Genomic DNA, 24,596 nt, shown 5'->3' on the forward strand with positions numbered 1-24,596 from the left:
TTTTCCCCTATTTGCTGGGCAAAACAAGTTGGACTGGCCGTAGGGTGCCTCCGCAATGATTTGCCGACTGCTCCCTGCTGAGAAGCCGTTGCAAAACTCGAGAGAGATCACGTCATCGTTGGCAGGACTGGTGCGTTCAGGAGGATAGGCTTAAGCCCATGAGTGCACAGATCAAGGTGGCCGTGCTCGGCGCGGCAGGACGAATGGGCTCGGAAGCGGTCAAGGCCGTGACTGAGGCTGCAGACATGGAACTGGTTGCAAGCTTGGGGCGAGGCGACGACCTGTCGCAGATCCTCCAAGCCGGAGCAACCCACATCGTTGACCTTTCCGTGCCAGCATCCACCGAAGACAATGTGCGTTTCGCCGTTGAGCATGGACTGCATGCGGTCGTCGGCACCACCGGCTGGGATGATGCCCGCCGGGCAAATCTGGAAGCGTTGCTGAGCGAGCATCCCGAAGCCGGTGTGCTGATTGCGCCCAACTTCGCCCTCGGCTCCGTGCTGGCCAGCGCGTTCGCTGCCACGGCAGCGAAGTACTTCGAATCCGTCGAGATCATCGAACTGCATCACCCCAATAAGGTGGACGCTCCCAGCGGCACCGCGGTGCGTACCGCTGAACTGATCGCCAAGTCGCGTGAAGCCGCTGGGGTACCAGCCAGCCCTGATGCTACCGAGACCCAGCTCGACGGTGCCCGCGGTGCAGTTGTCGATGGAATCAACGTCCATTCGGTCCGCTTGCGTGGCTTGGTAGCCCACCAGGAAGTGCTCTTTGGTGGACCCGGCGAGCAGTTCACGTTGCGCCATGATTCCTTTGACCGTGCCTCGTTCATGCCGGGCGTCCTTCTGGGCCTGCGCACCGTTGGTTCCCGTCCGGGGTTGACCTATGGGCTCGACGGCTACCTGGAGCTGGGCCAGTGAAAACCAAACTCTGGGTAGGCGGCATTCTGCTGCTGTTCGCGCTGTACATTGGCATGACATTCACCCAGGCCATCCGACTGCTGAATACCGGGGAGCTGGTCGCCCAGATCATGGGCATTGCGATCTTGGTGATTCCTGCCTTGTGCGTCTGGATACTGATTCGCGAAGTGCTATTCGGTTTACGCACCGAGAAGATGGGCAAGGCCTTAGCCGCTTCGGGTGAGCTGCCAGAAGATCTTCCCCGCATGCCATCGGGACGCTTCATCCGTTCGGCCGCCGACGCGGATTTCCCCAACCACCAGCGGGACGTGGAAGAGAACCCGGAGTCATGGAAATCCTGGTACCGCCTGGCGCTGGCATATGAAGCCTGTGGCGATAAGCCGCGGGCTCGCAAATCCATGCGTAGGGCGATCACCTTTTGGCAAGCAGATCAGAAGGTCAGCCAGTAGAAATCACGAATACCAGCATCTTGCCGATGGCCCGGGCTCCTACGAGCCCGGGCCGTCGATCTAGAACTTCATCTTCGTTTCGGGATCGGTGTCAGCTCCGCTGAGTACCCTGACGCCATATTCCAGTGGACCGGATGCCCGGCTGAAGCCGAGCCAAATTCCGCAGACGGCAGTGGCTGAACAGAGAATCCACCAGATGGCCGTCGGATCCATGTTCTCTTTCATCGCCGGCAGCAAGATGATGTGTCCGGCGTATAGGGTCAGTGGTGCGCGGCCGGCGCCAGCCAGAATCCGGCCCAGCACGCCAAGTCGGCCAATAAGCAGCGATATCAGTCCGATGATAGCGGCAGCGCAGGCGGCGTTTTGCAGCGTGGACAGCAAGGAATTGCTGTGGCCGGTTGGCAACCAGAGGTAGGCGGGATTATCCAGGAGCGGATCGAGATTGGTGCCCGGCAAGCGCCCGGTGGTGATCATTGTTGGAACGAGGGATAAGTCCAGACCCAGTTCTTGGGCTATGATCCCGGCATTCTTCATGCTCACCAGATGTCCCGCTGTATAGGTCGCCGCGGCGATGAGAGTCCCGCCCGCAGTCAGCAGGCCTGCAGTTTTAGCGCTGCGAAGATCGCATCGGCCGATGGCTATTCCCAGCAGGCCGAATCCGAACCAGATTAGCAACGGGTAGTATCCGGTGACGGCCAGATCCTTGAACAGCAGTTGCGGGGTCAGAACGTCGCCGAAGCTTGGATTATGGCCTAGGGAATTCCCCATCCAGCTGTTGGCCAGCGGTCGCCAAAGAACCGGCATCAGCAGCAGCCAGAGGGCCGAGACTACCCAAATGGTTATTCTTGAGAGCTTCAGGGCCAGTGGAAGCAATAGAAATAGTAGCCCATAGTGGACAAGGATGACTGCGATGGCTTCATTTACTGACCCAATGGCCATTCCGAGCACGGCAATTATTAATGCTCTCAGCACAAGGACTGAGTAAACCTTAGGGTGGGAGAACCCCTTTCGGGCCAAGGATTTCGAGAGCAAACCCAGGGATAATCCGGCCAGCACCATGAACAGAACTGATGCCCGTCCGGAGACGACAGCCCCGGTAAACGTTGGGGAGTAGGCGGGTGCGCCGCTGATTTTATACAGTGCGAAGACGTGCGCGGCGAACATGCCGAGGATGGCGGCAAGCCGCGCCGCATCCACGCCCAGGAGGCGCTGGGAACTACCCGAATCGTTCATGGAATCATCGCACCACGAATAGTGCCAGGGATGCCAATGCAACATGCGCGAGTGTAGATTTAATCCCATGGCTACAAGTGCAATTGATAATCAGGCATATCCGTTCGGAACCGTGCTGACCGCTATGGTCACGCCCTTCGACGAAGCGGGTGAAGTCGATTACGCGTTGGCCGCAAAACTGGCAACGAAGCTGGTTGATGATGGCTGCGACGGACTGGTTGTCACCGGCACCACCGGCGAGACCTCGACCCTGACCGATGAAGAGAACATCGAGATGTTCCGTACCGTCGCCGAGGCGGTGGGCGGCCGGGCCGCGGTGCTGGCCGGTTCCACCACCAACGACACCCGCCACTCCATCAAGCTGTCGCTGGCTGCCAAGGAAGCGGGCGTCGACGGTGTGCTGTTGACCACCCCGTACTACAACAAGCCAAGCCAGGCAGGCGTTATCGCCCACGTGAAGGCCATCGCCGAAGCTGTTGAGCTGCCCATCATGCTCTATGACATCCCTGGACGCACCGGCATTGCGCTGGCACCGGAAACCATTATCGAGCTGGCCAAGATTCCTCAGGTCATTGCGCTGAAGGATGCCAAAGCGGATTACCAGTCCACCACCACCGTGCTGGCCAACACCGATCTGCACGTGTACTCGGGCGATGACGGCCTGACCCTGCCGCTGATGGCAGCCGGTGCGGTCGGCGTGGTTTCGGTCACCGCTCACGTTGCAGCCGCCAAGTACCGTACGCTAGTTAATGCAATGCATGCAGGAGATCTGGCAACTGCACGCACCACACACTTTGAGCTGGACGCGATCCAGCGCGGCATCATGGGCCACATTCAGGGCGCCGTTGCCGCAAAATATGGACTTCACTGGCAGGGTGTCCTGCCGAACACCGTCGTCCGGCTGCCGCTGTTGGCACCGTCGGACGCAGAGCTAGATGCCATCCGCGCGGACCTACGTGAAGGTGGATGGGATCTGTAACGAAAGGGACTAACCACATATGACTGAGAGTTCAGTAGGCAAGGCTGACGCTGCGCGTATGCAGGCTCCGGCGAAGCTGAAGAAGGGGACAATGCGCATTGTTCCCCTCGGCGGCTTGGGCGAGGTCGGCCGAAACATGACCGTATTCGAACTCAACGGGAAACTGTTGATCGTCGACTGCGGCGTGCTCTTCCCCGAAGAGCACCAGCCTGGCGTGGATCTGATCCTGCCGGACTTCTCCTACATCAAGGACCGCCTGGACGACGTGGTGGGCCTCGTGCTGACCCACGGCCACGAGGACCATATCGGTGCTGTTCCTTACCTGCTGCGCCTGCGCGAAGACATCCCTTTGTACGGGTCCAAGCTGACCCTGGCCTTCGTTGAAGCAAAGCTGGCAGAACACCGCATCAAGGCCAACACCAACATCGTGGTGGAGGGCGAGATCGCGCAGGTTGGCAACTTCGAATGCGAATTCGTTGCCGTGAACCACTCGATCCCCGACGCCCTGGCAGTATTCCTGCGCACCGAGGCCGGCACCGTGCTGCACACCGGCGACTTCAAGATGGACCAGCTGCCGCTGGACGGCCGCATCACCGACCTGCGCCACTTCGCGCGTCTGGGCGAGGAAGGCGTGGACCTGTTCCTGCCGGACTCCACCAACGCCGAAGTCCCTGGCTTCACCGTGGCCGAACGCGAGATCGGCCCGGTCCTCGAAGCCAAGTTCGCGCGCGCCCGCCGCCGCATCATTGTCGCGTCCTTTTCCTCGCACGTGCACCGCGTGCAGCAGGTGCTGGATGCGGCCGCGATGCACGGGCGCAAGGTCGCCTTCATTGGCCGCTCGATGGTGCGCAACATGGGCATCGCCGAACGCCTGGGCTACCTCGACGTGCCGCAGGGCGTGCTGGTCGACCTGAAGCAGATCGACTCGCTGCCGGACCACAAGGTCGTGCTGATGTCCACCGGTTCGCAGGGCGAACCGATGGCCGCCCTGTCCAGGATGGCCAACGGCGAGCACAAGGTCCAGGTCAACCCGGGCGACACCGTCATCCTGGCCTCCAGCTTGATCCCGGGCAACGAGAACTCGGTCTTCCGCGTGATCAACGGCCTAATGCGCCTGGGCGCGGAGGTCATCCACAAGGGCATGGCCAAGGTCCACGTTTCCGGCCACGCATCGGCTGGCGAATTGCTGTACTGCTACAACATTCTGCGCCCGAAGAACGTGCTCCCGGTGCACGGCGAAACCCGCCACCTGATTGCCAACGGCCGGCTGGCCGCGCAGGCCGGTGTCCCGGAGGACAACGTGCTGCTGGCAGACGACGGTTCGGTCATCGACATGAAGGGCGGCGTTGCGAAGCTCGTCGGCCAGGTCGAATGCGGATACGTCTACGTTGACGGCTCCAAGGTCGGCACCATCACCGACGATGACCTGAAGGACCGCGTCACCCTGGGCGAGGAAGGCTTCATCTCGGTCATCACCGTGATCAACCGCCAGAACGGCACGATCATCTCCGGCCCGGATATCCACGCACGCGGTGTGGCGGAAGAGGACTCGGTCTTCAACGAGATCAAGCCGAAGATTGCAGCCGCGATTGTGGAAGCAGTGGGCAACAACCCGAACCACACCACGCACCAGCTGCAGCAGATCACCCGCCGCGTGATCGGCTCGTGGGTATCGCGCAAGCTGCGCCGCCGCCCAATGATCGTCCCGGTAGTGCTCGAAGCCTAGACTTCCGGAATTATTGCCTCGAACCAATTATGGTTCGAGGCAATAATTTTTTGGACAGCTCCAACAGTGCCTGTGTAGAAATTCAGTGTCATCCAACGAAACTCAAGAATGCAGGCTTCGGCCAGTCAGGCCGTTCGATTGCCGGAGCAGGACTTTGCGGCACGACGTGCCCCGTTTGCGCGTCCATGACAATGACCGAATCCCACTGGTCCGCATCGATCCGCTCCAGAACCTCTCCGGTGCGAGTGTCCATGATAACTGCGCTGTCCCAATCACCGGTTGGGGTAAAACCTTGCGTGTCAGCTATTGCTGGTGACGATAGAGCCAAGGCACCAATTGCCAAAGCGGCAGTAGCCATGAATTTCGAGCGTTTGTGCAATGCATTCTCCAAATGCCGTATAAATGCTTTTGGCTCAGTCTACCGACATTCTGGTAGGAATACGGTAAGCGCCAAACTGTTTGAAGCTGAATGATTCCCGGCATTGGGTGCTGTCACAGCGCTTTTGAGGCAGAATTGGGCTCAACGTCAGCTCAAGGAGACGAAACATGCTCAAACATCGCACAAGGTTCGGAATGAAACCGCCCAGGAGGAATGCGCATGATTGAGTTCGAGAACGTCTCGAAGCACTATCCGGATGGCACGGTTGCCGTCAAGGATTTCAGCCTGCAAATTCCGGCACACCGCACCACAGTCTTCGTGGGATCCTCAGGCTGCGGCAAGACGACCTTGCTGCGGATGGTAAACCGCATGGTTGATCCGAGCCATGGAGTGCTTCGGATCGATGGGGAGGACATCACCAACAAGCCAGCGGTGGAACTGCGTCGAAGCATTGGCTACGTCATGCAGAACTCGGGACTCATGCCGCATTTCACCGTCGCGGAGAACATCGCTACCGTGCCGCGGCTTCAAGGCATGTCCAAAGCCGCGTCACGCAAACGAGCCCTCGAACTCATGGAAACCGTAGGTTTAATTCCTGTGCAGGCCGACCGCTATCCGCACCAACTCTCGGGAGGCCAGCAGCAGCGAGTCGGTGTCGCCAGGGCACTTGCCTCGGACCCGAACATCCTGCTCATGGATGAGCCCTTCGGCGCGGTTGATCCTATCGTTCGCGCCGAGCTGCAAGAAGAATTGCTTCGACTCCAAAGAGAACTCGACAAGACCATTGTCTTTGTTACCCACGATATTGACGAGGCCTTCCTGCTGGGAGACCAGGTAGTGATTCTGGCGGCCGGCGCACAGAAGCTCCAAGTAGGCAGCCCCAGTGAAATTATTGAGCATCCAGCCAATGATTTCGTCGCCTCCTTCATCGGTGCGCAGCGCGGGTCCCGGGCATTGAGCCTGAAGCAGACGGAACATGGAACCGTCCTTATCGATGCGCAAGGTCGGACGCAGGGCAAGCTTGTCGAGGACGGAACAGTCCAGTGAACTGGATCCTGGAAAACCTCGGACTCATTGGGTCGCTTTCGTTGGAGCACCTGCGCCAGTCCGTGATAGCAATCGTTCTCGGATTCGCTGCGTCGATCCCGCTGGGTTGGGTGGCCTGGAAATACAAGCTCCTTCGCGGACCAGTCGTGAGCCTCACTGGATTGCTCTACACGATCCCTTCATTGGCTTTGCTGATGATACTGCCCGTGCTCACCGGGATGAGCGCGATCAGCGAAGCCAACTTGATTCTCGCTCTGGCGATCTACGCGGTCGCCATCATGGTGCGCAGCGTGGTCGACGGGCTGAACTCGGTCGACCCGGCAACCAGGTCGGCGGCAACGGCCATGGGCTACGGAACGGCACGTCGTTTCTTTGCTGTTGACCTCCCGTTGGCCGGTCCCGTGGTTCTGGCCGGATTGCGCGTGACCGCGGTCAGCACGATCTCGCTGGCGACGGTTGGCATCCTGGTCGGCGTCACCAACTTGGGCTACTTGTTCACCAACGGCTTGCAGCGCCGCATTATCGAGGAAGTCCTGGCCGGCATTATCGCAGTGGCAGCGATCGCCCTGCTGGTCGACCTGCTGTTGCTTTTGGCGGGTCGTTGGCTGATGCCGTGGACCACGGCGAGCACCTTGAAGCGGCGAACGCCGGCGCCGAAGTCCACTGAACAGGCGGCATCATGAATCTGATTTCCGATGCGCTGTCATGGATCTTCGCAGCTGAACAGTGGCAGGGCGATGGGGGACTGGCTGCCCTGCTGGGGCAGCACCTGCTGTTCACCGTGCTGGCAGTGCTGATCGCTGGCGTGATTGCCATCCCCGCCGGATGGGCAATCGGGCACACTGGCAAAGGGCGCGAAATTGCGGTCGGCATCGCCGGCATTGCCCGGGCGGTGCCATCCTTCGGCTTGCTGATCCTGCTGGTGCTGCTGCTCGGTGTACTGCACAAGCCAGAAGCGGCCCTGCTGACCTTCGTTGTGCTGGCGATTCCATCACTGCTTGCGGGAGCCTACACCGGCTTCGAAGCCATTGACCGCAAAACCATTGACGCTGCCAGGGCCGTGGGGATGACCGAATGGCAGACACTCTTCAAGGTCGAGATTCCACTAGGCCTCGCCCTGCTCGTGGGCGGGATCCGCTCCGCAGTGCTTCAAGTGGTGGCCACGGTAACTGTCGCCGCCTACGTGAACCTCGGCGGCCTGGGCTTGCCCATCATCACCGGACTGAACCTGCGGCGCTTCGACATGGTCCTGGGTGGAGCCTTGATGGTTGCGGCGCTGGCCCTTGTGCTGGACTTGGCATTTGCCATGGCCCAGAAAGCTGCCGTACCGCGCGGTCTGGGTGCGCGCACGAAGAAGAAGTTCCACTATACCGATGACCAAATCACCCTCGAAAGGGAAATGTCATGAACAGGAAGCAGTTTTTCTCCACAAGCGCTCTCGTGCTGGCCGGAAGCCTGGTACTGGCCGGATGCTCCAGTGCGGACCCGCTGGCCACGGAAAGCGATGCCGCCCAGGATGGCGGGACAACGGTCGTGGTAGGTTCGCAGGCCTACTACTCAAATGAAATTGTCGCCGAGATCTATGCCCAGGCACTTGAAGGAGCCGGCATGGAAGTAGAACGGCAATTCAGCATCGGGCAGCGCGATGCCTACATGCCTCAGCTGGAAGACGGAAGCATTGACGTCTTCCCTGAATACACGGGCAACCTGCTGCAGTTCTACAAGGAAGACACCGAAGCACGTTCCTCCGAGGAAGTCTATGACGAGCTGAAGAAGTCCTTGCCTGAATCACTCGCGGTGCTCGAAGCCGCCGAGGCTTCGGACCAGGACTCCTATACGGTGACGAAAAAATTCGCCGAAGCCAACAGCCTCACCAGCATCGAGGACCTTGCCGGCATCTCCGAACCATTGACCGTGGGCGGCCCGCCCGAACTTGCTGAGCGCCCCTACGGCCCCAAGGGCTTGGAAAGCACCTACGGCGTGAAGGCGGAGTTCTCTGCAACGGGCGATACGACCGTTGAAGACCTGGTCGCCGGCACGGTGAACATTGCCAACGTCTTTACCGCCGATCCGCGCATCCAGACCGAGGACCTCGTGGTTCTGGAAGATCCGAAGTCGCTGTTCCTGGCATCAAACGTCGTGCCATTGGTGGCTGCTGATCAATCCGAGGAATTGGCGGAAGTCCTCAATCCGGTCAGCGAGAAACTGACGGCGCAGGTTCTGGTGAACCTGAATGTCCAAAGCACCGTGGACAAGAAATCGGCAGCCGACATCGCTTCGGCCTGGCTGGCTTCCGAGGGACTCTAGCCCGCAATCCAGCACAGAAAAGCAGCATCACGGCAGCCGTGCCGCCCGTTCAATATCGGGCAGTGCGGCTGCTTTTCATTGCCCGAAAACGGCTAGGGCTGGGAAGAGCGCGGTGCTGACATATTTTGACTATCGATAATGATTCTCATTAGTGTTTAGTGTTGTTGGCTGAGGACTCCCTGGAATTCGGCGGTCGACGCCTGCTTGCCATGAATGGAGCACTGATAGATGAATAAACTCAACCCCTGGAAGCTGGCCGTGCCAGTTGCAGCCTTGGCTTTGGTAACCGGGTGCAGCACGCCGGCCGGATCCGCCAACGGCGCGCCACAGGGTGCCGAGGCGACAAACCTTGTGCTAGACAGCTGCGGAAGGCAAGTAGTCTTCGACAAGGCCCCGGAAAGCGTTCTCGCTGTGGGCTCGGAAGCGCCAGCCCTATTGACTGCCGCTGGAGCGGGAGACAAGCTCACGCACTACGCAGGCAGCATGCAGGTGCCTTTCGACGAAGAAACCATGGCGGTGGTGCGCAAGGCCGATCGGATCACCGAAGACTCCCATGACGTCTCCTATGAAATGATCCTGGACTCGGGTGCGGACGTGGTGATCGGAACCGATATCGCAGCCGGAATCGATCTGGATTCGTTGGCAGAGCGTTTGGAAAGCGCCGGAGTGAAGATGCTGACCGTCAGCGGGTACTGCGCTGGATTCGAGGATCGATCCACCGGAGGACTGAGCGGTTTCGACCAGATCTACAAGGATGTGGAATCCTACGGACAGCTCTTCGGCACCGAACAGGTAGCCGCCGGCTCGGTGAAGGACATGCACTCCCGCGTCGAGCGACATCCGCCACCAGCATGAGCTGCTGCGCATGGTCGGAGAACTGGGAACCACCACGGTGGTGGTGCTGCACGATCTGAATCTGGCCGCCCGCTACTGCAGCAAGCTGGTGTTGCTGGCCAACGGCGGAATCATCGCCGCGGGGACGCCCCACCAGGTGCTGGCGCCCGAACTCCTGCTGCAGGTCTACGGGATCCTGCAGCTGGTGTTCAGCCTGGCCGATGAGCCAGAACTGCAACATAGCGGAAGTCCGGTGCCCGGATGATAGCCTGCCCGGTAGGCAAGCGCTGTCAGCGCGCCTGCCTGCCGGGCCCCAAGCATTGACCGTGAAAGGTACACCTGCCATGACGTCTTCCGCCGCTATCGAAGCAGACAAGCACTACGATCTGATCATCCTCGGCACCGGATCGGGCAATTCCATTCCCGGTCCCGAATTCGACGGGCAGTCCATTGCCATCATCGAGAAGGGCGCCTTCGGCGGCACCTGCCTGAACGTCGGCTGCATCCCGACCAAGATGTATGTCTATGCCGCAGACGTCGCCTTGGAAACCAGGGAATCGGCGAGGCTGGGAATCGACGCCCAAGTCAATTCCGTGGACTGGCCCGGCATCGTCAGCCGGGTCTTCGGCAAGCGCATCGATCCGATCGCCCGGGGTGGAGAGGAGTATCGCCGCGGCGAGCAGACGCCGAACATCGACGTCTATGACCAGCACGCGCGTTTTGTCGGCGAGCGCACCCTGCGCACCGGGCAGGGAGCAGAAGCCAAGACCATCAGCGCGGACCAGGTTGTCCTGGCCGCCGGTTCGCGACCCTTCATTCCGCAGGAAATCATTGATTCGGGGGTGCATTATCACACGAACGAGGACATCATGCGCCTGGCCCGCCAGCCGAAGTCCATCGTGATCATCGGCGGCGGCTACATCGCGATGGAGTTCGCCCACGTCTTCGAGGCGCTGGGCACCAAGGTCACCATCCTGGCCCGCTCCGAGCTGATGCGCCACCTGGATGCCGACCTGCGCGAGCCCTTCAACCAGCTGGCCGCCGAACGCTATGACGTGCGCATGGGACGGACGGTGGCCAGCGCCGTGCAGGAAAGCGACGGGGTGGTGCTGACCCTGGATGACGGCTCCACCGCCAGCGCCGAGGTGCTGCTGGTGGCGACCGGGCGGGTGCCCAACGGCGACCAGCTGGACCTGCAGAATGCAGGCATCGCCTCGGACGACGGGCAGGTCAGCGTGGACGAATACGGCCGCTCGACTTCCGCTGAAGGTGTCTGGGCGCTGGGCGATATTTCCTCGCCCTTCCAGCTCAAGCATGTGGCCAACGCCGAGATGCGCGCGGTGCGCCACAACCTGCTGAACCCGCAGGACATGGTGAAGATGCCGCACGAGCACGTGCCGGCCGCGGTTTTCACCCACCCGCAGATCGCCTACGTCGGGATGACCGAAGATCAAGCCCGCGAGGCCGGGCATGATGTGACCACCAAGGTGCAGAAGTACGGGGACGTGGCCTACGGCTGGGCGATGGAAGATGGCACCGGCATCGCAAAGCTCATCGCCGACCGGGACACCGGCAAGCTGCTCGGTGCGCACTACATGGGCCCGCAGGCCTCGACGCTGATCCAGCAGATGATCACCGTCATGGCCTTCGGTCTGGACGTGCGCGAGGTGGCAACCAAGCAGTACTGGATCCACCCGGCCCTGCCGGAAGTCACCGAGAACGCGTTGCTCGGCCTGGATTTCTCCTAGCTGCCGAAGCCGGCCAGTTCACTGGCCGCCGGCAGATGAATCCGCAGGACAGTAGCCAATGGCGCCACGCTGTCCTAGGCTGAAGCCATGACTCGGAATACCGCGCGAACCGCGACCTCGAAGACCGGCAGCATGTTCCTGATCGCCGCGGGCGTGGGCCTGGGTCTGGGCATGCTGGCGGTGCTCTGGATGTTCTGGCCGATCGGCCAGGATGGCTACGGCAGCAGCCTCGGCGAATTGGGCTTGCCGCTGGCCTACGGCGCGATAGCCGGCGTGCTGATGGGGTTGATCTGCTGCAGCGGGGCGCATGCGGCCCTTGAAATCCAAGCCGCGGGGAAACCGGAGGCCAGTGGCACCCGGCAATCGGCAGCCGCCGGCTTCGGAGCTGCCGTCGCCGCCATGCTTCCCGCGGTGGCGATCGCCGCCATGGGCCTGGGCGATACGAATCCGGCACCATTCCTCGGTACTGCCCTGGGGCTGCTGGTGGTGTGCTTCGCCGCGGGATCCGCCATCCTGGCCGGGCTCAACTGCTGCACCGCCCGAGGCTGAAGATCTCGGGGGAGCGACGGCCCAAGCACCAGCTGGTTGCCAGCTGGGCGCCGCTGGCCGAGCACCGCTCGCTGTGGCAGGTTGGGAGGCGGGCGCCAGGTCCAGGCGCCGGTTCCAACGCAGAGAAGGAGAGCGCATGAAGTCCGCAAGCCGCCTCGCCGCCTGCGCCGCGGCAACGATGCTGGCCGGGGCGTGGGCACTGGCAGCCATCCCGGCCGCCTACGCCAGCACCATGGCCTACACCCAGGAAGTCTCCAGTGCCGGCACCTGCGCCATGATGGAAACTGCCACGGTGGATGCCTTCGAGGCCTCCGGCTACCAGGTGGACAGCCATGCCTGCATGCCAAGCCCCGGCGGCTACACCCTGGTGATCGAGTACACGCCATAGCCCGGTCCTGCGGCGTGATGATTATCTAGCCGCTGCAGCACCCGTGCAGACGTGTAAATTCGGGGTGCATCCAGCGTATGGCGATACCCTTGGAGTATGGCCTCACGTACCCAGTCTCAGGGGACGAAGAAGACTGCGACGCGCAAACCCAAGGCGTCCAGCTCCTCGTCCTCCAAGAAAACGCCCGAGAACCCGGAGGCGGAACTCGCCCTGCCGCTGCGCGCAATCCGCAGCGTGTGGATGGGCATTGCCCGGATCTTCGGCGGCGCGTTCCGCCGCATCGGCGGAACCGTCAAGCCTGACTACGAGCTGCGCCGCGACGGCACCGGCTTGTTCCTCGCGCTGATCGCGATCATTGTCGCGGTCATCGAATGGTGGGGCCTGCGCGATGCCGGCTGGTTCGGCACCGGCGTGCACGCTGTCGCCGGCGGCACCCTGGGCTTCATGGCGGTGCTGCTGCCGGTCATCCTGTTCATCGGCGCCTTCCGGCTCTTCCGCTACCCCGAAGCTGTCACCGCGAACAACCGCATCGGCATCGGGCTGCTGATCATGACGCTCTCCGGCTCGTCCATCGCCTCGCTGGCCAACGGCTCGCCGGCGGTCACCGACGACTTCGAAGCGCTGTGGAATGCCGGCGGCATGGCCGGGTCCATCCTGGGCACCCCGCTGGGCCTGCTGATTTCGGTTCCGGGCGCCATGGCGGTGTTCATCTTCCTGGTGTTCATGTCGATCCTGATCGTCACCGCCACCCCGGTGATGCAGATTCCTGCGCGCGTGCGCGCCGGCTACAACCGCCTGCTCGGGCAGGATCCGGATGCGCCGCGCGCCACCCGGGCCACCGCCGCGATGGAACTGGATGCCACCCGCGAGGACCACGACCAGTCCTACCTCTATCCCGAGGCCGAGGCCCCGGCACCGAAAAAGAAGAAGCCGGGCTTCTTCGAGCGCCGTGCAGCCGCCGCCCGCAAGGTCACCGAAGTCTACGACGTGGATGGGTCGGAGAATTCCGACCGCTCCGGCGATATCGCCTACGACCAAGCGGTCATCGGCGAGGATGATCCTGCCACCGACGCGATGCCTGCGGTCAACCGCAACTCCGGCAAGATCTTCGACGCTGACGAGGCGGCCACCCAGGCCATCGCCCGCCCGCAGCTGGATGGCTCCGGCCCCGCCGATGCCAGCGAAGACGCCACCACAGTGGCGATCCCGAAACCGGCCGGCCCGCCGCCGGGGGTCAAACGCCCCACCAAGGCCGAGGCCGAAATGGCCGAGATCATGGCCAATATCGGGCTGAAGGCCGAACCCGAAGCCACCACCTCAGCGATGGACCAGGTCTCCTCGCGCGCCGCCGGGCTCGGAACTTCCCCGCAGGCGCCGATCCCGGCGCGCAGCGAGCAGCTGCAGCTCTCCGGGGATGTCACCTACACCCTGCCCGAGGAGCACTACCTGCCTGCCGGCCCGCCGGCCAAGGAAGCCTCCGAAGCCAATCAGGTGGTGGTCGACGCGCTGACCAACACGCTGCAGCAGTTCAAGGTCGACGCGCAGGTCACCGGCTTCTCGCGCGGCCCGACGGTGACCCGCTACGAGATCGAGCTGGCTCCGGGCACCAAGGTGGAGAAGGTCACCGCGCTGTCCAAGAACATCTCCTACGCCGTGGCCTCCTCGGATGTGCGCATCCTCTCGCCGATCCCGGGCAAGTCCGCCATCGGCATCGAGATCCCGAACACCGACAAGGAAGTCGTCGCCCTGGGCGACGTGCTGCGCAGCTCCAACGCCCGCAAGTCCGAGCACCCGATGGTGATGGGCGTGGGCAAGGACGTCGAGGGCGGCTTCGTCGTAGCCAACTTGGCCAAGATGCCGCACCTGCTGGTGGCCGGCGCCACCGGCGCGGGCAAGTCCTCGTTCGTGAACTCGATGATCACTTCGATCCTGATGCGCGCCACCCCCGACGAGGTGCGCATGGTCATGGTCGACCCCAAGCGCGTGGAGCTCACCGCCTACGAGGGCGTGCCGCACCTGATCACCCCGATCATCACCAACCCGAAGAAGGCCGCCGAGGCCCTGCAGTGGGTGGTTCGCGAAATGGACACCCGCTACGACGACCTGGCCAACTTCGGCTTCAAGCACATCGATGACTTCAACAAGGCGGTCAAGGCCGGCAAGGTGCACCCTCCCGAGGGTTCCAAGCGCGTGCTCAAGCCCTACCCGTACCTGCTGGTGATCGTCGACGAGCTCGCCGATTTGATGATGGTCGCCCCGCGCGATGTGGAAGAGTCCATCGTGCGCATCACCCAGCTGGCGCGTGCCGCCGGCATCCACCTGGTGCTGGCCACCCAGCGCCCGTCGGTGGACGTGGTCACCGGCCTGATCAAGGCCAACGTGCCTTCGCGCATGGCCTTCGCCACCTCCTCGGTCACCGACTCCCGCGTGGTGCTCGACCAGCCCGGCGCGGAGAAGCTGCTGGGCCAGGGCGACGCGCTGTTCCTGCCGATGGGCACCTCCAAGCCGATGCGCGTGCAGGGCGCCTGGGTCACCGAATCGGAGATCCACCGCGTCGTCGAGCACGTCAAGAGCCAGCTGCAGCCCGAATACCGGGACGACGTGATCCCGGCCGCCGAGAAGAAGAAGCAGATCGACGAGGACATCGGAGACGACCTGGAGCTGCTGCTGCAGGCCACCGAGCTCGTGGTCACCAGCCAGTTCGGCTCCACCTCGATGCTGCAGCGCAAGCTGCGCGTGGGCTTCGCCAAGGCAGGTCGCCTGATGGACCTGATGGAATCGCGCGGCGTGGTCGGCCCTTCGGAGGGCTCCAAGGCCCGCGACGTGCTGATCCAGCCGGACGACCTGCCGATGGTGCTGGCCGCGATGCGCGGGGACGATCCAGCCACCAGCACCCCATCGGCCACCGAGGCGGCGCTGGTCGCCGAGGCCAATGTGAACCATGCCGAGCCGGTCACCGACTATGCCGAGGACCTGGTCGCCAGGGATCTGGAGGATCGCCCGCAGGCCGTGGACTACTTCGACGGCTCCGATGACGACGATTCGGGCGAGGACGCCTGGAACCTGACAGGAAGAAACTGATACCCATGAGCGAGCAAGCTGGCCGCAGTGCCCAGCCACCGGTACCGACGCTGAACATCGCCAACGTGCTCACCACCATCCGCATCATCATGGTGCCGTTCTTCATCTGGGCGCTGATGGCAGACAACCACGAGCAGGGCCTGTGGCGCTGGGTCGCGCTGGCACTGTTCGTAGTGGCCATGTACACCGACAAGCTCGACGGGGACCTGGCGCGCAGCCGCGGGCTGATCACCAACTTCGGCAAGATCGCCGACCCGATCGCGGACAAGCTGCTCACCGGCTCGGCGCTGGTGTGCTTCTCGATCCTGGCCGAGCTGCCCTGGTGGGTCACCATCGTGATCCTGGTCCGCGAATGGGGCATCACCCTGCTGCGCGTGGTGGTCATCCGCTACGGCGTGATCGCCGCGAACATGGGCGGGAAGATCAAGACCGTGCTGCAGGCGATCGTGATCGGGGTGTACCTGCTGCCCTATACCCACACCATCGACTGGCTGGGCACCGCCGCCTGGTACCTGATGCTGCTAACCCTGGCGGTCACCTTGGTCACCGGCATCGAATACCTCATCAAGGCCGGCCAGCTGGTGGCGGCCGCCAAGAAGCGGAAGTAGGGACAGATGAAGCCCGCAGCCCCCGAGGTGATTGCCAAGGCCATCGACGGCGCCGTGCAGCTGGCGACCGCGGAATCGCTGACCGCCGGAATGATCGCCGCGCGCCTGGCCGAAGTTCCCGGCGCCTCGGCCGTATTGCGCGGGGGAGTCGTCAGCTATTCCTCCGAGGTCAAGGCCTCGCTGCTGGGCGTCGACGAAGCACTGCTGGCGGCCAACGGCTCGGTGGATCCCGAGGTGGCCAGGCAGATGGCCGTCGGCGCGCAGCGAGCCTGCGGCGCAGACGCGGCGATTTCGGCAACCGGAGTCGCCGGCCCCGAGCCGCACGATGGCAAGGCCGTGGGCACCGTGTATATTGGATGGGCCGTGGGAGCCGACTCCGGGTCCGAGGCCCACCACTTTGTGGGGGACCGGGCGCAAATTCGCGAGCAGAGCACCCAAGCGGCACTTCACCAGTTCGCTGCCATCTTGGATAAAGCTTCTTCACAGTAAGACACGAAATACTTTTCTTCCTGAGATATTACGCAAAAATCATCCCGGATGTGGCGTAGCTCGCATTTATGCGATTAGGGTGAACGTACGGGAACAAAATCGTATGACCTGTCGTTGTACGAATTGCAGGGCCGCAAGGATGGCCCCCGTATTTGATTAGATCTTCGAGATGGACCTAGGAGCAGAGGCTAAATTCATGGTCAAGCAACCCGTAACTGTCAATGGTGTCGTCCGTTGGCGCGATATGGGAGAAGCCCATATGGTCCAGCCCGAGAAGGAGGAGCACAAAATGGTAGTACTCCGTCATGAAATCGGCGATGTCCTGCGCGACGTCCGACAGCGCCAGGGTCGTACCCTGCGCGAGGTTTCGCACAGCGCACGTGTTTCCCTCGGATACCTGTCCGAGGTTGAGCGCGGCCAGAAGGAAGCCTCTTCGGAGCTGCTCTCCTCAATCTGCGTGGCGCTGGAAATCCCATTGTCATTGATGCTCCGTGAAGTATCCGAGCGCGTTGCCCTGGCAGAGGGCATTGCGATCCCGGATACCGTCCCGACGGATATGGCCGACGAGTTTGCCGCCAAGGGCAACAGCAAGCCACTGGCCTCGGTCTAGCATCATCTTTTCCAGGCCGCCGCTACTCAGTAATCGAGACTGCCGGCAGCCATGCAAGGAGCCTGCGCGAAATGCGCGGGCTCCTTGCCTTTGCGTGGGAGAATTATCAGGTGAAAATCAGCGATTTCTGGCGAAATATGGAAAACGAGTTCGGCCCGCGGTACTCCCGCGTGCTGGCCGATTCCATGGCCCTGACCGAACTCGGCAGCCTGACTGCAGCACAGGCGCTCGATAGGGGCATCAAGCCCAAGCAGATCTGGGAAGCCCTGTGCCGGGCGCAAGATGTTCCGGCTGAACGCTGGCTTGGCGTGGATATCGAGCCGAAGCAATCGTAGGGATTCCATTCGAATACCCATGCAGTAATTCTTCGAACACGCCGTGTTGAATTTCGAACACCTGTTCGGATAGGGTTATGCTGGAAACAACGCAGGAAACTGCGCCAAGAACTTAAGCACTGGGATTGTCCACACTTCTGGGCTATCGGAGTCCAAAGTGTCGGTGGGCAAGCATACTGTCTATTGCAGGACAAAAATCATGAGCAAGTACGTAGCAGGCTTGCAAGAGCAAAGGTGAACCATGGCAGCAAAAAATGATCGGGAAAAGGCGCTAGAGGCTGTCCTGGGCCAAATTGACAAGGCCTATGGCAAAGGCTCGGTCATGCGCCTGGGCGACGAAACCCGCGCACCCATTGAAGTAATCCCTACCGGCTCGGTTGCCCTGGATGCCGCCCTTGGCATTGGCGGATTGCCACGCGGCCGCGTGGTGGAGATCTATGGTCCGGAATCTTCGGGCAAGACCACGGTTGCCCTGCACGCAGTCGCCAGCGCACAGAAGGCCGGCGGCGTCGCGGCATTCATCGATGCCGAGCACGCGCTGGATCCGGAATACGCCAAGAAGCTGGGCGTCGACACCGATGCGCTGCTGGTCTCCCAGCCGGATACCGGCGAGCAGGCACTGGAAATCATGGATATGCTCGTGGGCTCAGGTGCACTGGATATCATCGTCATCGACTCCGTGGCGGCACTGGTTCCCCGCGCCGAAATCGAAGGCGAGATGGGCGACAGCCACGTCGGCCTGCAGGCTCGACTGATGTCCCAGGCATTGCGCAAGATCACCGGCCGCCTCTCGGCCTCGAAGACCACCGCAATCTTCATCAACCAGCTGCGTGAGAAGATCGGTGTCTTCTTCGGCAGCCCGGAAACCACCACAGGTGGCAAGGCGCTGAAGTTCTACGCTTCGGTGCGCATCGATATCCGCCGCATTGAGACCCTGAAAGAGGGCACCAACGCGGTCGGCAACCGTACCCGCTGCAAGATCGTCAAGAACAAGATGGCTCCTCCTTTCAAGCAGGCCGAGTTCGACATCCTGTACGGCCACGGCATCTCCAAGGAAGGCTCGCTCATCGACATGGGCGTCGAGCACAACCTGGTCAAGAAGTCCGGTGCCTGGTTCACCTATGACGGAGACCAGCTGGGCCAGGGCAAGGAAAACGCCCGCCGCTTCCTGCGCGACAACCCGGATCTGGCCAACGAGCTCGAACGCCAGATCCTGCAGAAGCTCGGCGTCCTGCCAATGGAAGAAGTTGAAGAAGACGAGACAGAACTGCGAGTCGTCGAGGGCGATCAGTAGTGGCCTCAGGCTTCCAACGACGTAGCGTCCGACCCGGAAAGAATTCCGGGTCGGACGCTACGTCCGTTTCCAAAGAGTTCCAGGGCGACCTCGAAGACATGCCGGACTGGGCCAGGCCCAGCCCGGAAGAATTGGAAGCCCAAGCGGCTGAGGAATTAGCCAAGCGGGACCGGGCGACTCAGCGGGCATCCCAGCGCGCTGCGGCGCCTGCAATGCCGGCCGGCAGCACCTCGCGAACCATTGCCAGCTTCTCCGAGCAGCCGGCGAAACCGGGCAGCATCGAAGAGCTGCGCGCGGCCATGGAGCAGATTGTGGCTGCGCCCGCGCCGGCCAAACCGTCGAAGCAGGAACGCCGCGAAGCGCGCGAAGCGCGAAAAGCTGCCCGCCAAGCGGGGGAGCCTGAAGAGCTCAGCGACGACCATTGGCGGGAAAAGGCGCGCGGAATTTTGCTGCGCCAGCTCACGGCCAGCGACAAGACCGCCAAACAGCTCAAGGACAAGCTCCTTGAGAATGAATGCCCGGAAAACATTGCCGATGAGGTCATCGACCGCTATGCCGAGATCAACCTCGTGGATGATGAACGCTTTGCGAAGTCCTGGGTCGTTGCCCGCGCTCGCTCGCGTGGATTAGCCCGCGGTGCGATCAAGCGCGAGCTGCGCACCAAGGGGGTGGACGACGAGCAGGCCGCTGAAGCGCTGGAGCAAATCGATGACGAAGCGGAGGAGCAGCGAGCCCGCGAACTGGTGCGCGCGAAGCTGCGTCCCGAATCCATGGGCGCCGATCGGGACAAAGCCCTGCGCCGGCTCGTGGGGATGCTGGGCCGCAAAGGCTACAACGGCGGCATGGCGTTCAGGGTCGCCCGCGAGGAATGGGAAGAGCGCTTCGGCAATCGCTACTGATTTCGTTTCGGATGCCGCCCTGGTGCGTTTCTCCGACGCTCAAGCCAATCGTCAATGCCCTGGTAGGCCCAGAGGCTCAAGACCAGGACCCCGGCAAGCATCGAGCCGACACCGATATTGAACAGCAGGCTGTCGGTTTGTCCATCAATGGGCGGGATGATGCCAATAGCGATCGGGATGGCGAGAAGGAAAAGCGCGGATAATCCTGCCATCCACCAGTGGAAGATCTTCATTCCGCGCGACAACCGCAACGGTCGGTACTTGCCGGTTTTCTGGTGCTTGCCTGGCGAATGGTTTTCCACAGATTGCCCTTTCATGCGCCGAATCAGCTATCGAAAAGCCTATTCCTTTTCCTGGCCTTCCACCCGAAGGCGCGCACCGACGGCCACTAGGCCGTAGCCGTGCAGGCAACCAGGAGTCCAGCGGAGGCTCGCCTACATTTCAGCGGCACCCGATCTTCGGTAATCTTTAAGGGTGACTGAGCAACATACCTTGAGCAACATCGGCAGCGAAGAACTACCCCGTACCTATGAGGTACGTACCTTCGGCTGCCAAATGAACGTCCACGACTCCGAGCACCTCTCTGGCCTGCTGGAAGATGCAGGGCTGAGCCGCAAGCCGGAAGAGCTGGCCGAAGAAGTCGCCGACGTTGTTGTCTTCAACACCTGCGCAGTGCGTGAGAACGCAGACAACAAGCTGTACGGGCACCTGGGCATGCTCAAGAACCTGAAGGCTGAACGCCCCAATATGCAAATTGCCGTCGGCGGCTGCCTTGCTCAGAAGGACCGCGACACCATCATCAAGAAGGCCCCATGGGTCGACGTGGTTTTCGGCACGCACAACATCGGCTCGCTGCCCACGCTGCTGGCCCGCTCGCGCCACAACCAGAAGGCGCAACTGGAGATCCTTGAATCCCTGGATGTCTTCCCCTCCACGTTGCCTACCCGACGCGAATCCGTGTACGCCGGCTGGGTCTCCATCTCCGTAGGGTGCAATAACACCTGCACCTTCTGCATCGTCCCTTCCCTGCGCGGCAAGGAGCGGGACCGCCGCCCGGGCGAGATCCTCGCCGAAATCCAGGCCCTCGTAGACGACGGCGCCATCGAAGTGACCCTGCTGGGCCAAAATGTGAACTCCTACGGCGTGGAATTCGGAGACCGCCTGGCCTTCGGCAAGCTGCTGCGCGCTTGCGGTGAAATCGAAGGACTGGAACGCGTGCGCTTCACCAGCCCGCACCCGGCGGCCTTCACCGATGACGTCATCGATGCCATGGCGGAAACACCTAACGTGATGCCGCAGCTGCACATGCCGCTGCAGTCCGGCTCGGACAAGGTGCTCAAGGACATGCGCCGCTCCTACCGGTCCAAGAAATTCCTCGGCATCCTGGATAAGGTCCGCGAACGCATCCCGCATGCGGCAATCACCACCGACATCATTGTCGGCTTCCCGGGTGAAACCGAAGAAGACTTCCAGGCCACCCTCGACGTGGTTGAAGCGTCGCGGTTCTCCTCGGCCTTCACCTTCCAGTACTCCAAGCGTCCGGGCACCCCGGCAGCCGACCTGGACGAGCAGCTTCCCAAGGCAGTGGTGCAGGAACGCTATGAGCGCTTGACGGCGTTGCAGGACCGCATTTCCAAGGAGGAGAACGCGAAGCAGCTGGGCCGTACCGTGGAAGTCATGGCCACCGAACAGTCCGGACGCAAGGCCGAAGAGACCCACCGTCTATCCGGACGCTCGCAGGACCAGCGCCTGGTGCACTTCTCGGTACCTGAAGGTGCCCAGGCCCCGCGCCCTGGCGACCTGGTAACCCTGCCGATCACCGAAGTGGCGGCATTCCACCTGATCTCGGATCCCACCGTGGACCAGTACTCCCTGCGCCGTTCACGCGCCGGGGATGCGTGGGACCGGGCGCAGGCCGAAAGCTGCGGGGTTCCAGCGCCGGCGGCCAACGGATCGAAAGGCCGCACGAGCTTGGGCATGCCGACGTTGAAAGTGCGCAGCTAGCCATATGGCCACTTCGAACCTGCCGGTGATTGCCATCGTCGGCCCCACAGGTACCGGCAAGTCGGACTTGGCCATCGCCGTGGCGCAGGAACTGGGCGGGGAAATCGTCAATTCCGATGCCCTGCAGTTCTACCGCGGCATGGACATCGGCACCGCGAAGCTGCCGGTGAATGAGCGTGGGGGCATCGAGCATCACCTGCTCGACACCATGGGCATCACCGAGGAAGCATCCGTTGCCGCCTTCCAAGCCGAAGCCCGCGACCACTTCGCCCAAATCCGTGCCCGCGGCAAGGTTCCGGTGATGGTCGGAGGTTCGGGACTGTATGTGCGGGCGGCCCTTGATGTCATCGATTTCCCGCCGACAGATCCAGACGTCAGGAAACGGCTGGAGGCCGAGGTCGAGGCTCAAGGAGACGGACCGCTGCGCCGCCGGCTGGCCGAGGTTGACCCGGTATCCGCAGCACGCAATCTTGACTTGCGCCGCGCGATCCGCGCACTTGAAGTCCACGAGATTTCCGGTCGGGCCTTCAGCTCCTTCATGCCGCAACGCGAGTATGCCGCTCCGGCAATCCAGATCGGATTGAACTACGACCGCCAGGCATTGCATGAGGCCTTGGAAACCCGAGTGCACAAGATGGATGCCATGGGATTGGCCGCGGAAGTCGAGGGACTGCTCGGCCAGGGATTGCGCGACGGCAAGACCGCCTCGCGCGCCATCGGCTACCAGCAGTACATCGACTTCCTCGACGGGCAGATCACCCGGGACGAAGCCATTGACCAGACGGTCATTGCCACCCGCAAGTTCGCGCGACGCCAAATCACCTGGTTCAACGCAGATGAGCGGGTCAACTGGCTGAACCCGCTGGAACCTGGGCTGCTGGAAAAAACACTGAAGATCATCGGCTAGCCAACGTACGAACGAAAACTCTAGGAGCATTGATGTACCGCACCGAATTAGGTCAGCTGGCCGGACAACGTTTCGCCAAGGGCCATGCCACCGGCAACGACTTCGTGCTGATTGCCGACCCGGAAGCGCAGCTGGATCTCAACGCCGAACAGGTGGCCGCCCTGTGCCACCGCCGCTTCGGCATTGGCGGTGACGGGCTGATCCGTGCCGTGCCCACCGCCAAGGTTCCCGGATACGAAGGGCAGTTCCTGGAGCATCCCAAGGCCTACTGGTTCATGGATTACCGGAACAACGATGGGTCCATCGCCGAGATGTGCGGCAACGGCGTACGCGCCTTCGCTCACTACCTGATTGCCGAGGGGCTCGTGAGCCTCCAGGTAGGGCAAAGTTTCCAGATCGGCAGCCGTGCCGGCGTCAAGGAAATTACCCGACTCGCTGATGGCTACGCGGTGAACCTCGGCCCCTGGGGATTGATCTTCGAGCCGGAAGCCGCGGAAAAATCGGTGGACTCCATGGTCAAGCCCAGAGGCTGGGAGCAGGCGCTGCCGGCCTTGAGCATCACCATGGGCAACCCGCACACCGTAGTTGCCTTGCCAGACGTCCAGATGCTTGAAGAACTGGACCTGTTCCAAGCCCCAGAGGTTTCTCCCGTCCCGGCCAACGGCACCAACGTGGAATTCGTGGTTCCTTCCGAGCCGCTGATCGAAGAGGACGGGGTTGCCCAGGTCCAGATGCGCGTCCATGAACGCGGGGTCGGCGAGACGCTCTCATGCGGTACCGGTGCGTGTGCGGCCGCGGCAGCCGTACGCTACTGGGCACGCAGCACCGCGCTGATCAACCAGTGGGCTGTCAAGGTGCCCGGCGGTGTCGTCGGCGTTGAATTCCGTGGCAATGCAGAGGGCGGCGAAGATACGATCCTCAGCGGCCCGGCAGACCTGGTTGCCCGCGGGATCATCGGTTCGGAGTAGACCTGATCGGCTCTATAGCAAAAATCGCAGAATAGCCTCGCGAGCGATTCTGCGATTTTGCTTTTGGCAATCAGGCCGGACGCGCTACCTTCAGCACGCGGAAGGCCTTGGCGGTCGCTTCACGGGTGATCTTCCAATCAGAGGGAAGCTGCTCAACCAGCCACTTCTGCAGCGAATCGCTGCCCAGGTTCTTCTGCACCACCATCCATGCCTCGCCACCCGGGGCCAACCGCGGCAACCACAGCATCAGCAATTCATGCAGGGCATCCTTGCCGATGCGAATGGGCGGGTTCGACCAGATGGTGTCGAATTGCAGGCTCGGATCCACGGACTCAGGGGTGCCGACAACTACGTTGGACAAGCCGAGCGCCGCGGCGTTCAAGCGGGCCAGGTCGATGGAACGCTCATTGACATCCACGCCGTAGACCTCGGACTGGGGGGACTGCTCGGCGGCGGCCAGGGTGATGGGTCCCCAGCCGCACCCGATATCCAGAATGCGTCCGCGAGGGGTTGGCACGTACTGCAGCAGCACCGCCGTTCCCTTGTCCAGACCGGCGGGGGAGAAGATTCCCGAGGCCGTCTGCACCTTGCGCAACGAGCCGTTGAGCTCGACTTCGATGGTGCGCCGTTCATCTGCCGAGGCCGGGCTGGCGGTGAAGTAGTGATCCGAGGTCATAGGCAAAGCTTATCGCCCAGTACGGATACCCCAAAGATCAGCGTCGGCAACGTGAGCAAGGCGATATGGGCGTGAGCAGATATCACTGATAGAGTTTTCCCTATGACTTTCATTTTCGTCTAATACGTAGCCCTCTTGGTTACCCGCGGTTCCACGAGCTGGCCGCGCG

Annotated in this window: 27 protein-coding genes; 23 read left to right on the forward strand and 4 right to left on the reverse strand. The window is 62.2% G+C overall.

Annotated elements, in window-relative coordinates:
- Nucleotides 1-158: 158 nt before the first annotated feature.
- Nucleotides 159-917 carry a 4-hydroxy-tetrahydrodipicolinate reductase gene (gene dapB, locus EKH49_RS04450; protein ID WP_128469862.1) on the forward strand — a complete coding sequence of 253 codons (759 nt, stop codon included), beginning with the start codon at nucleotides 159-161 and terminating at the stop codon, nucleotides 915-917.
- A complete protein-coding gene (locus tag EKH49_RS04455; protein ID WP_128469863.1) occupies nucleotides 914-1,366 on the forward strand; it encodes a tetratricopeptide repeat protein in 453 nt (150 codons plus the stop codon). The genes dapB and EKH49_RS04455 overlap by 4 nt, the downstream gene beginning before the upstream one ends.
- Before the next feature lie 60 nt (nucleotides 1,367-1,426).
- On the opposite strand, the gene EKH49_RS04460 is transcribed toward EKH49_RS04455, so the two are convergent.
- The gene (locus EKH49_RS04460; protein WP_161567446.1) at nucleotides 1,427-2,563 is read right to left on the reverse strand and encodes a heparan-alpha-glucosaminide N-acetyltransferase domain-containing protein; all 1,137 of its coding nucleotides are present in this window, start codon (nucleotides 2,561-2,563) and stop codon (nucleotides 1,427-1,429) included.
- Nucleotides 2,564-2,666: 103 nt separating this feature from the next.
- On the opposite strand from EKH49_RS04460, the gene dapA reads away from it, so the two are divergent.
- Together dapA and EKH49_RS04470 are read left to right on the forward strand one after the other, a co-directional pair.
- Complete coding sequence (gene dapA / locus EKH49_RS04465) at nucleotides 2,667-3,578, forward strand: 4-hydroxy-tetrahydrodipicolinate synthase (RefSeq protein WP_128469865.1); 912 nt, start codon at nucleotides 2,667-2,669, stop codon at nucleotides 3,576-3,578.
- Nucleotides 3,579-3,597: 19 nt separating this feature from the next.
- Nucleotides 3,598-5,304 carry a ribonuclease J gene (locus EKH49_RS04470; protein ID WP_128469866.1) on the forward strand — a complete coding sequence of 569 codons (1,707 nt, stop codon included), beginning with the start codon at nucleotides 3,598-3,600 and terminating at the stop codon, nucleotides 5,302-5,304.
- Between the two features lie 88 nt (nucleotides 5,305-5,392).
- On the opposite strand, the gene EKH49_RS04475 is transcribed toward EKH49_RS04470, so the two are convergent.
- Nucleotides 5,393-5,695 carry a hypothetical protein gene (locus tag EKH49_RS04475; protein WP_128469867.1) on the reverse strand — a complete coding sequence of 101 codons (303 nt, stop codon included), beginning with the start codon at nucleotides 5,693-5,695 and terminating at the stop codon, nucleotides 5,393-5,395.
- 207 nt (nucleotides 5,696-5,902) lie between these two features.
- Between EKH49_RS04475 and EKH49_RS04480 the strand changes: the two genes are divergently transcribed.
- The 16 genes from EKH49_RS04480 (at nucleotide 5,903) to EKH49_RS04555 (ending at nucleotide 19,872) form a co-directional block, all read left to right on the forward strand.
- Entirely contained in the window at nucleotides 5,903-6,730 is an 828-nt protein-coding gene (locus EKH49_RS04480; protein WP_128469868.1) for an ABC transporter ATP-binding protein, read from the forward strand.
- Nucleotides 6,727-7,413: an ABC transporter permease gene (locus tag EKH49_RS04485; protein WP_121866463.1), complete on the forward strand. Its 687-nt coding sequence runs from the start codon at nucleotides 6,727-6,729 to the stop codon at nucleotides 7,411-7,413. Before EKH49_RS04480 ends, EKH49_RS04485 begins: the two co-directional genes overlap by 4 nt.
- Complete coding sequence (locus EKH49_RS04490; RefSeq protein WP_128469869.1) at nucleotides 7,410-8,138, forward strand: ABC transporter permease; 729 nt, start codon at nucleotides 7,410-7,412, stop codon at nucleotides 8,136-8,138. The genes EKH49_RS04485 and EKH49_RS04490 overlap by 4 nt, the downstream gene beginning before the upstream one ends.
- Nucleotides 8,135-9,037 carry an ABC transporter substrate-binding protein gene (locus tag EKH49_RS04495; RefSeq protein WP_128469870.1) on the forward strand — a complete coding sequence of 301 codons (903 nt, stop codon included), beginning with the start codon at nucleotides 8,135-8,137 and terminating at the stop codon, nucleotides 9,035-9,037. Before EKH49_RS04490 ends, EKH49_RS04495 begins: the two co-directional genes overlap by 4 nt.
- A gap of 228 nt (nucleotides 9,038-9,265) precedes the next feature.
- Entirely contained in the window at nucleotides 9,266-9,892 is a 627-nt protein-coding gene (locus EKH49_RS04500; protein WP_128469871.1) for an ABC transporter substrate-binding protein, read from the forward strand.
- A 10-nt stretch (nucleotides 9,893-9,902) separates the two neighbouring features.
- Entirely contained in the window at nucleotides 9,903-10,136 is a 234-nt protein-coding gene (locus EKH49_RS04505; protein WP_236641031.1) for an ABC transporter ATP-binding protein, read from the forward strand.
- 79 nt (nucleotides 10,137-10,215) lie between these two features.
- Nucleotides 10,216-11,619, forward strand: a complete 1,404-nt coding sequence (gene mtr / locus EKH49_RS04510) for a mycothione reductase (RefSeq protein WP_128469872.1) — start codon at nucleotides 10,216-10,218, stop codon at nucleotides 11,617-11,619.
- Nucleotides 11,620-11,706: 87 nt separating this feature from the next.
- Complete coding sequence (locus EKH49_RS04515) at nucleotides 11,707-12,168, forward strand: hypothetical protein (protein ID WP_128469873.1); 462 nt, start codon at nucleotides 11,707-11,709, stop codon at nucleotides 12,166-12,168.
- A gap of 136 nt (nucleotides 12,169-12,304) precedes the next feature.
- A complete protein-coding gene (locus EKH49_RS04520; protein WP_128469874.1) occupies nucleotides 12,305-12,556 on the forward strand; it encodes a hypothetical protein in 252 nt (83 codons plus the stop codon).
- Between the two features lie 96 nt (nucleotides 12,557-12,652).
- A complete protein-coding gene (locus tag EKH49_RS04525) occupies nucleotides 12,653-15,637 on the forward strand; it encodes an FtsK/SpoIIIE family DNA translocase (RefSeq protein ID WP_128469875.1) in 2,985 nt (994 codons plus the stop codon).
- 5 nt (nucleotides 15,638-15,642) lie between these two features.
- Nucleotides 15,643-16,245, forward strand: a complete 603-nt coding sequence (gene pgsA / locus EKH49_RS04530) for a CDP-diacylglycerol--glycerol-3-phosphate 3-phosphatidyltransferase (RefSeq protein WP_128469876.1) — start codon at nucleotides 15,643-15,645, stop codon at nucleotides 16,243-16,245.
- A gap of 6 nt (nucleotides 16,246-16,251) precedes the next feature.
- Nucleotides 16,252-16,734 (forward strand): CinA family protein, encoded by a 483-nt coding sequence (locus tag EKH49_RS04535; protein WP_128469877.1) that lies wholly within the window; start codon nucleotides 16,252-16,254, stop codon nucleotides 16,732-16,734.
- 196 nt (nucleotides 16,735-16,930) lie between these two features.
- Nucleotides 16,931-17,344, forward strand: coding sequence for a helix-turn-helix domain-containing protein (locus tag EKH49_RS04540; RefSeq protein ID WP_038992609.1), 414 nt, complete (start codon nucleotides 16,931-16,933; stop codon nucleotides 17,342-17,344).
- Nucleotides 17,345-17,454: 110 nt separating this feature from the next.
- Nucleotides 17,455-17,679: a DUF3046 domain-containing protein gene (locus tag EKH49_RS04545; protein ID WP_038992632.1), complete on the forward strand. Its 225-nt coding sequence runs from the start codon at nucleotides 17,455-17,457 to the stop codon at nucleotides 17,677-17,679.
- A 241-nt stretch (nucleotides 17,680-17,920) separates the two neighbouring features.
- Entirely contained in the window at nucleotides 17,921-18,973 is a 1,053-nt protein-coding gene (gene recA, locus EKH49_RS04550; protein ID WP_038992608.1) for a recombinase RecA, read from the forward strand.
- Nucleotides 18,973-19,872 (forward strand): regulatory protein RecX, encoded by a 900-nt coding sequence (locus tag EKH49_RS04555; protein ID WP_236641032.1) that lies wholly within the window; start codon nucleotides 18,973-18,975, stop codon nucleotides 19,870-19,872. Before recA ends, EKH49_RS04555 begins: the two co-directional genes overlap by 1 nt.
- Here EKH49_RS04555 and EKH49_RS04560 read toward each other — a convergent pair.
- Complete coding sequence (locus EKH49_RS04560; RefSeq protein WP_128469878.1) at nucleotides 19,866-20,189, reverse strand: hypothetical protein; 324 nt, start codon at nucleotides 20,187-20,189, stop codon at nucleotides 19,866-19,868. The two genes, EKH49_RS04555 and EKH49_RS04560, sit on opposite strands and share 7 nt — an antisense overlap.
- Before the next feature lie 157 nt (nucleotides 20,190-20,346).
- On the opposite strand from EKH49_RS04560, the gene miaB reads away from it, so the two are divergent.
- Genes miaB through dapF form a run of 3 tightly spaced genes read left to right on the forward strand, consistent with a single transcriptional unit; the run spans nucleotide 20,347 to nucleotide 23,751 of the window.
- Nucleotides 20,347-21,876 (forward strand): tRNA (N6-isopentenyl adenosine(37)-C2)-methylthiotransferase MiaB, encoded by a 1,530-nt coding sequence (gene miaB, locus EKH49_RS04565; RefSeq protein WP_128469879.1) that lies wholly within the window; start codon nucleotides 20,347-20,349, stop codon nucleotides 21,874-21,876.
- A 4-nt stretch (nucleotides 21,877-21,880) separates the two neighbouring features.
- A complete protein-coding gene (gene miaA, locus EKH49_RS04570; protein WP_128469880.1) occupies nucleotides 21,881-22,783 on the forward strand; it encodes a tRNA (adenosine(37)-N6)-dimethylallyltransferase MiaA in 903 nt (300 codons plus the stop codon).
- 32 nt (nucleotides 22,784-22,815) lie between these two features.
- Nucleotides 22,816-23,751, forward strand: a complete 936-nt coding sequence (dapF, locus tag EKH49_RS04575; RefSeq protein ID WP_128469881.1) for a diaminopimelate epimerase — start codon at nucleotides 22,816-22,818, stop codon at nucleotides 23,749-23,751.
- A 70-nt stretch (nucleotides 23,752-23,821) separates the two neighbouring features.
- Here the strand turns inward: dapF and EKH49_RS04580 are convergent, their stop codons facing one another.
- Entirely contained in the window at nucleotides 23,822-24,427 is a 606-nt protein-coding gene (locus EKH49_RS04580; protein WP_038992599.1) for a class I SAM-dependent methyltransferase, read from the reverse strand.
- Between the last annotated feature and the right edge of the window lie 169 nt (nucleotides 24,428-24,596).

It is taken from the genome of Glutamicibacter sp. HZAU (genome assembly GCF_004100365.1).
GTDB lineage: Bacteria > Actinomycetota > Actinomycetes > Actinomycetales > Micrococcaceae > Glutamicibacter > Glutamicibacter nicotianae.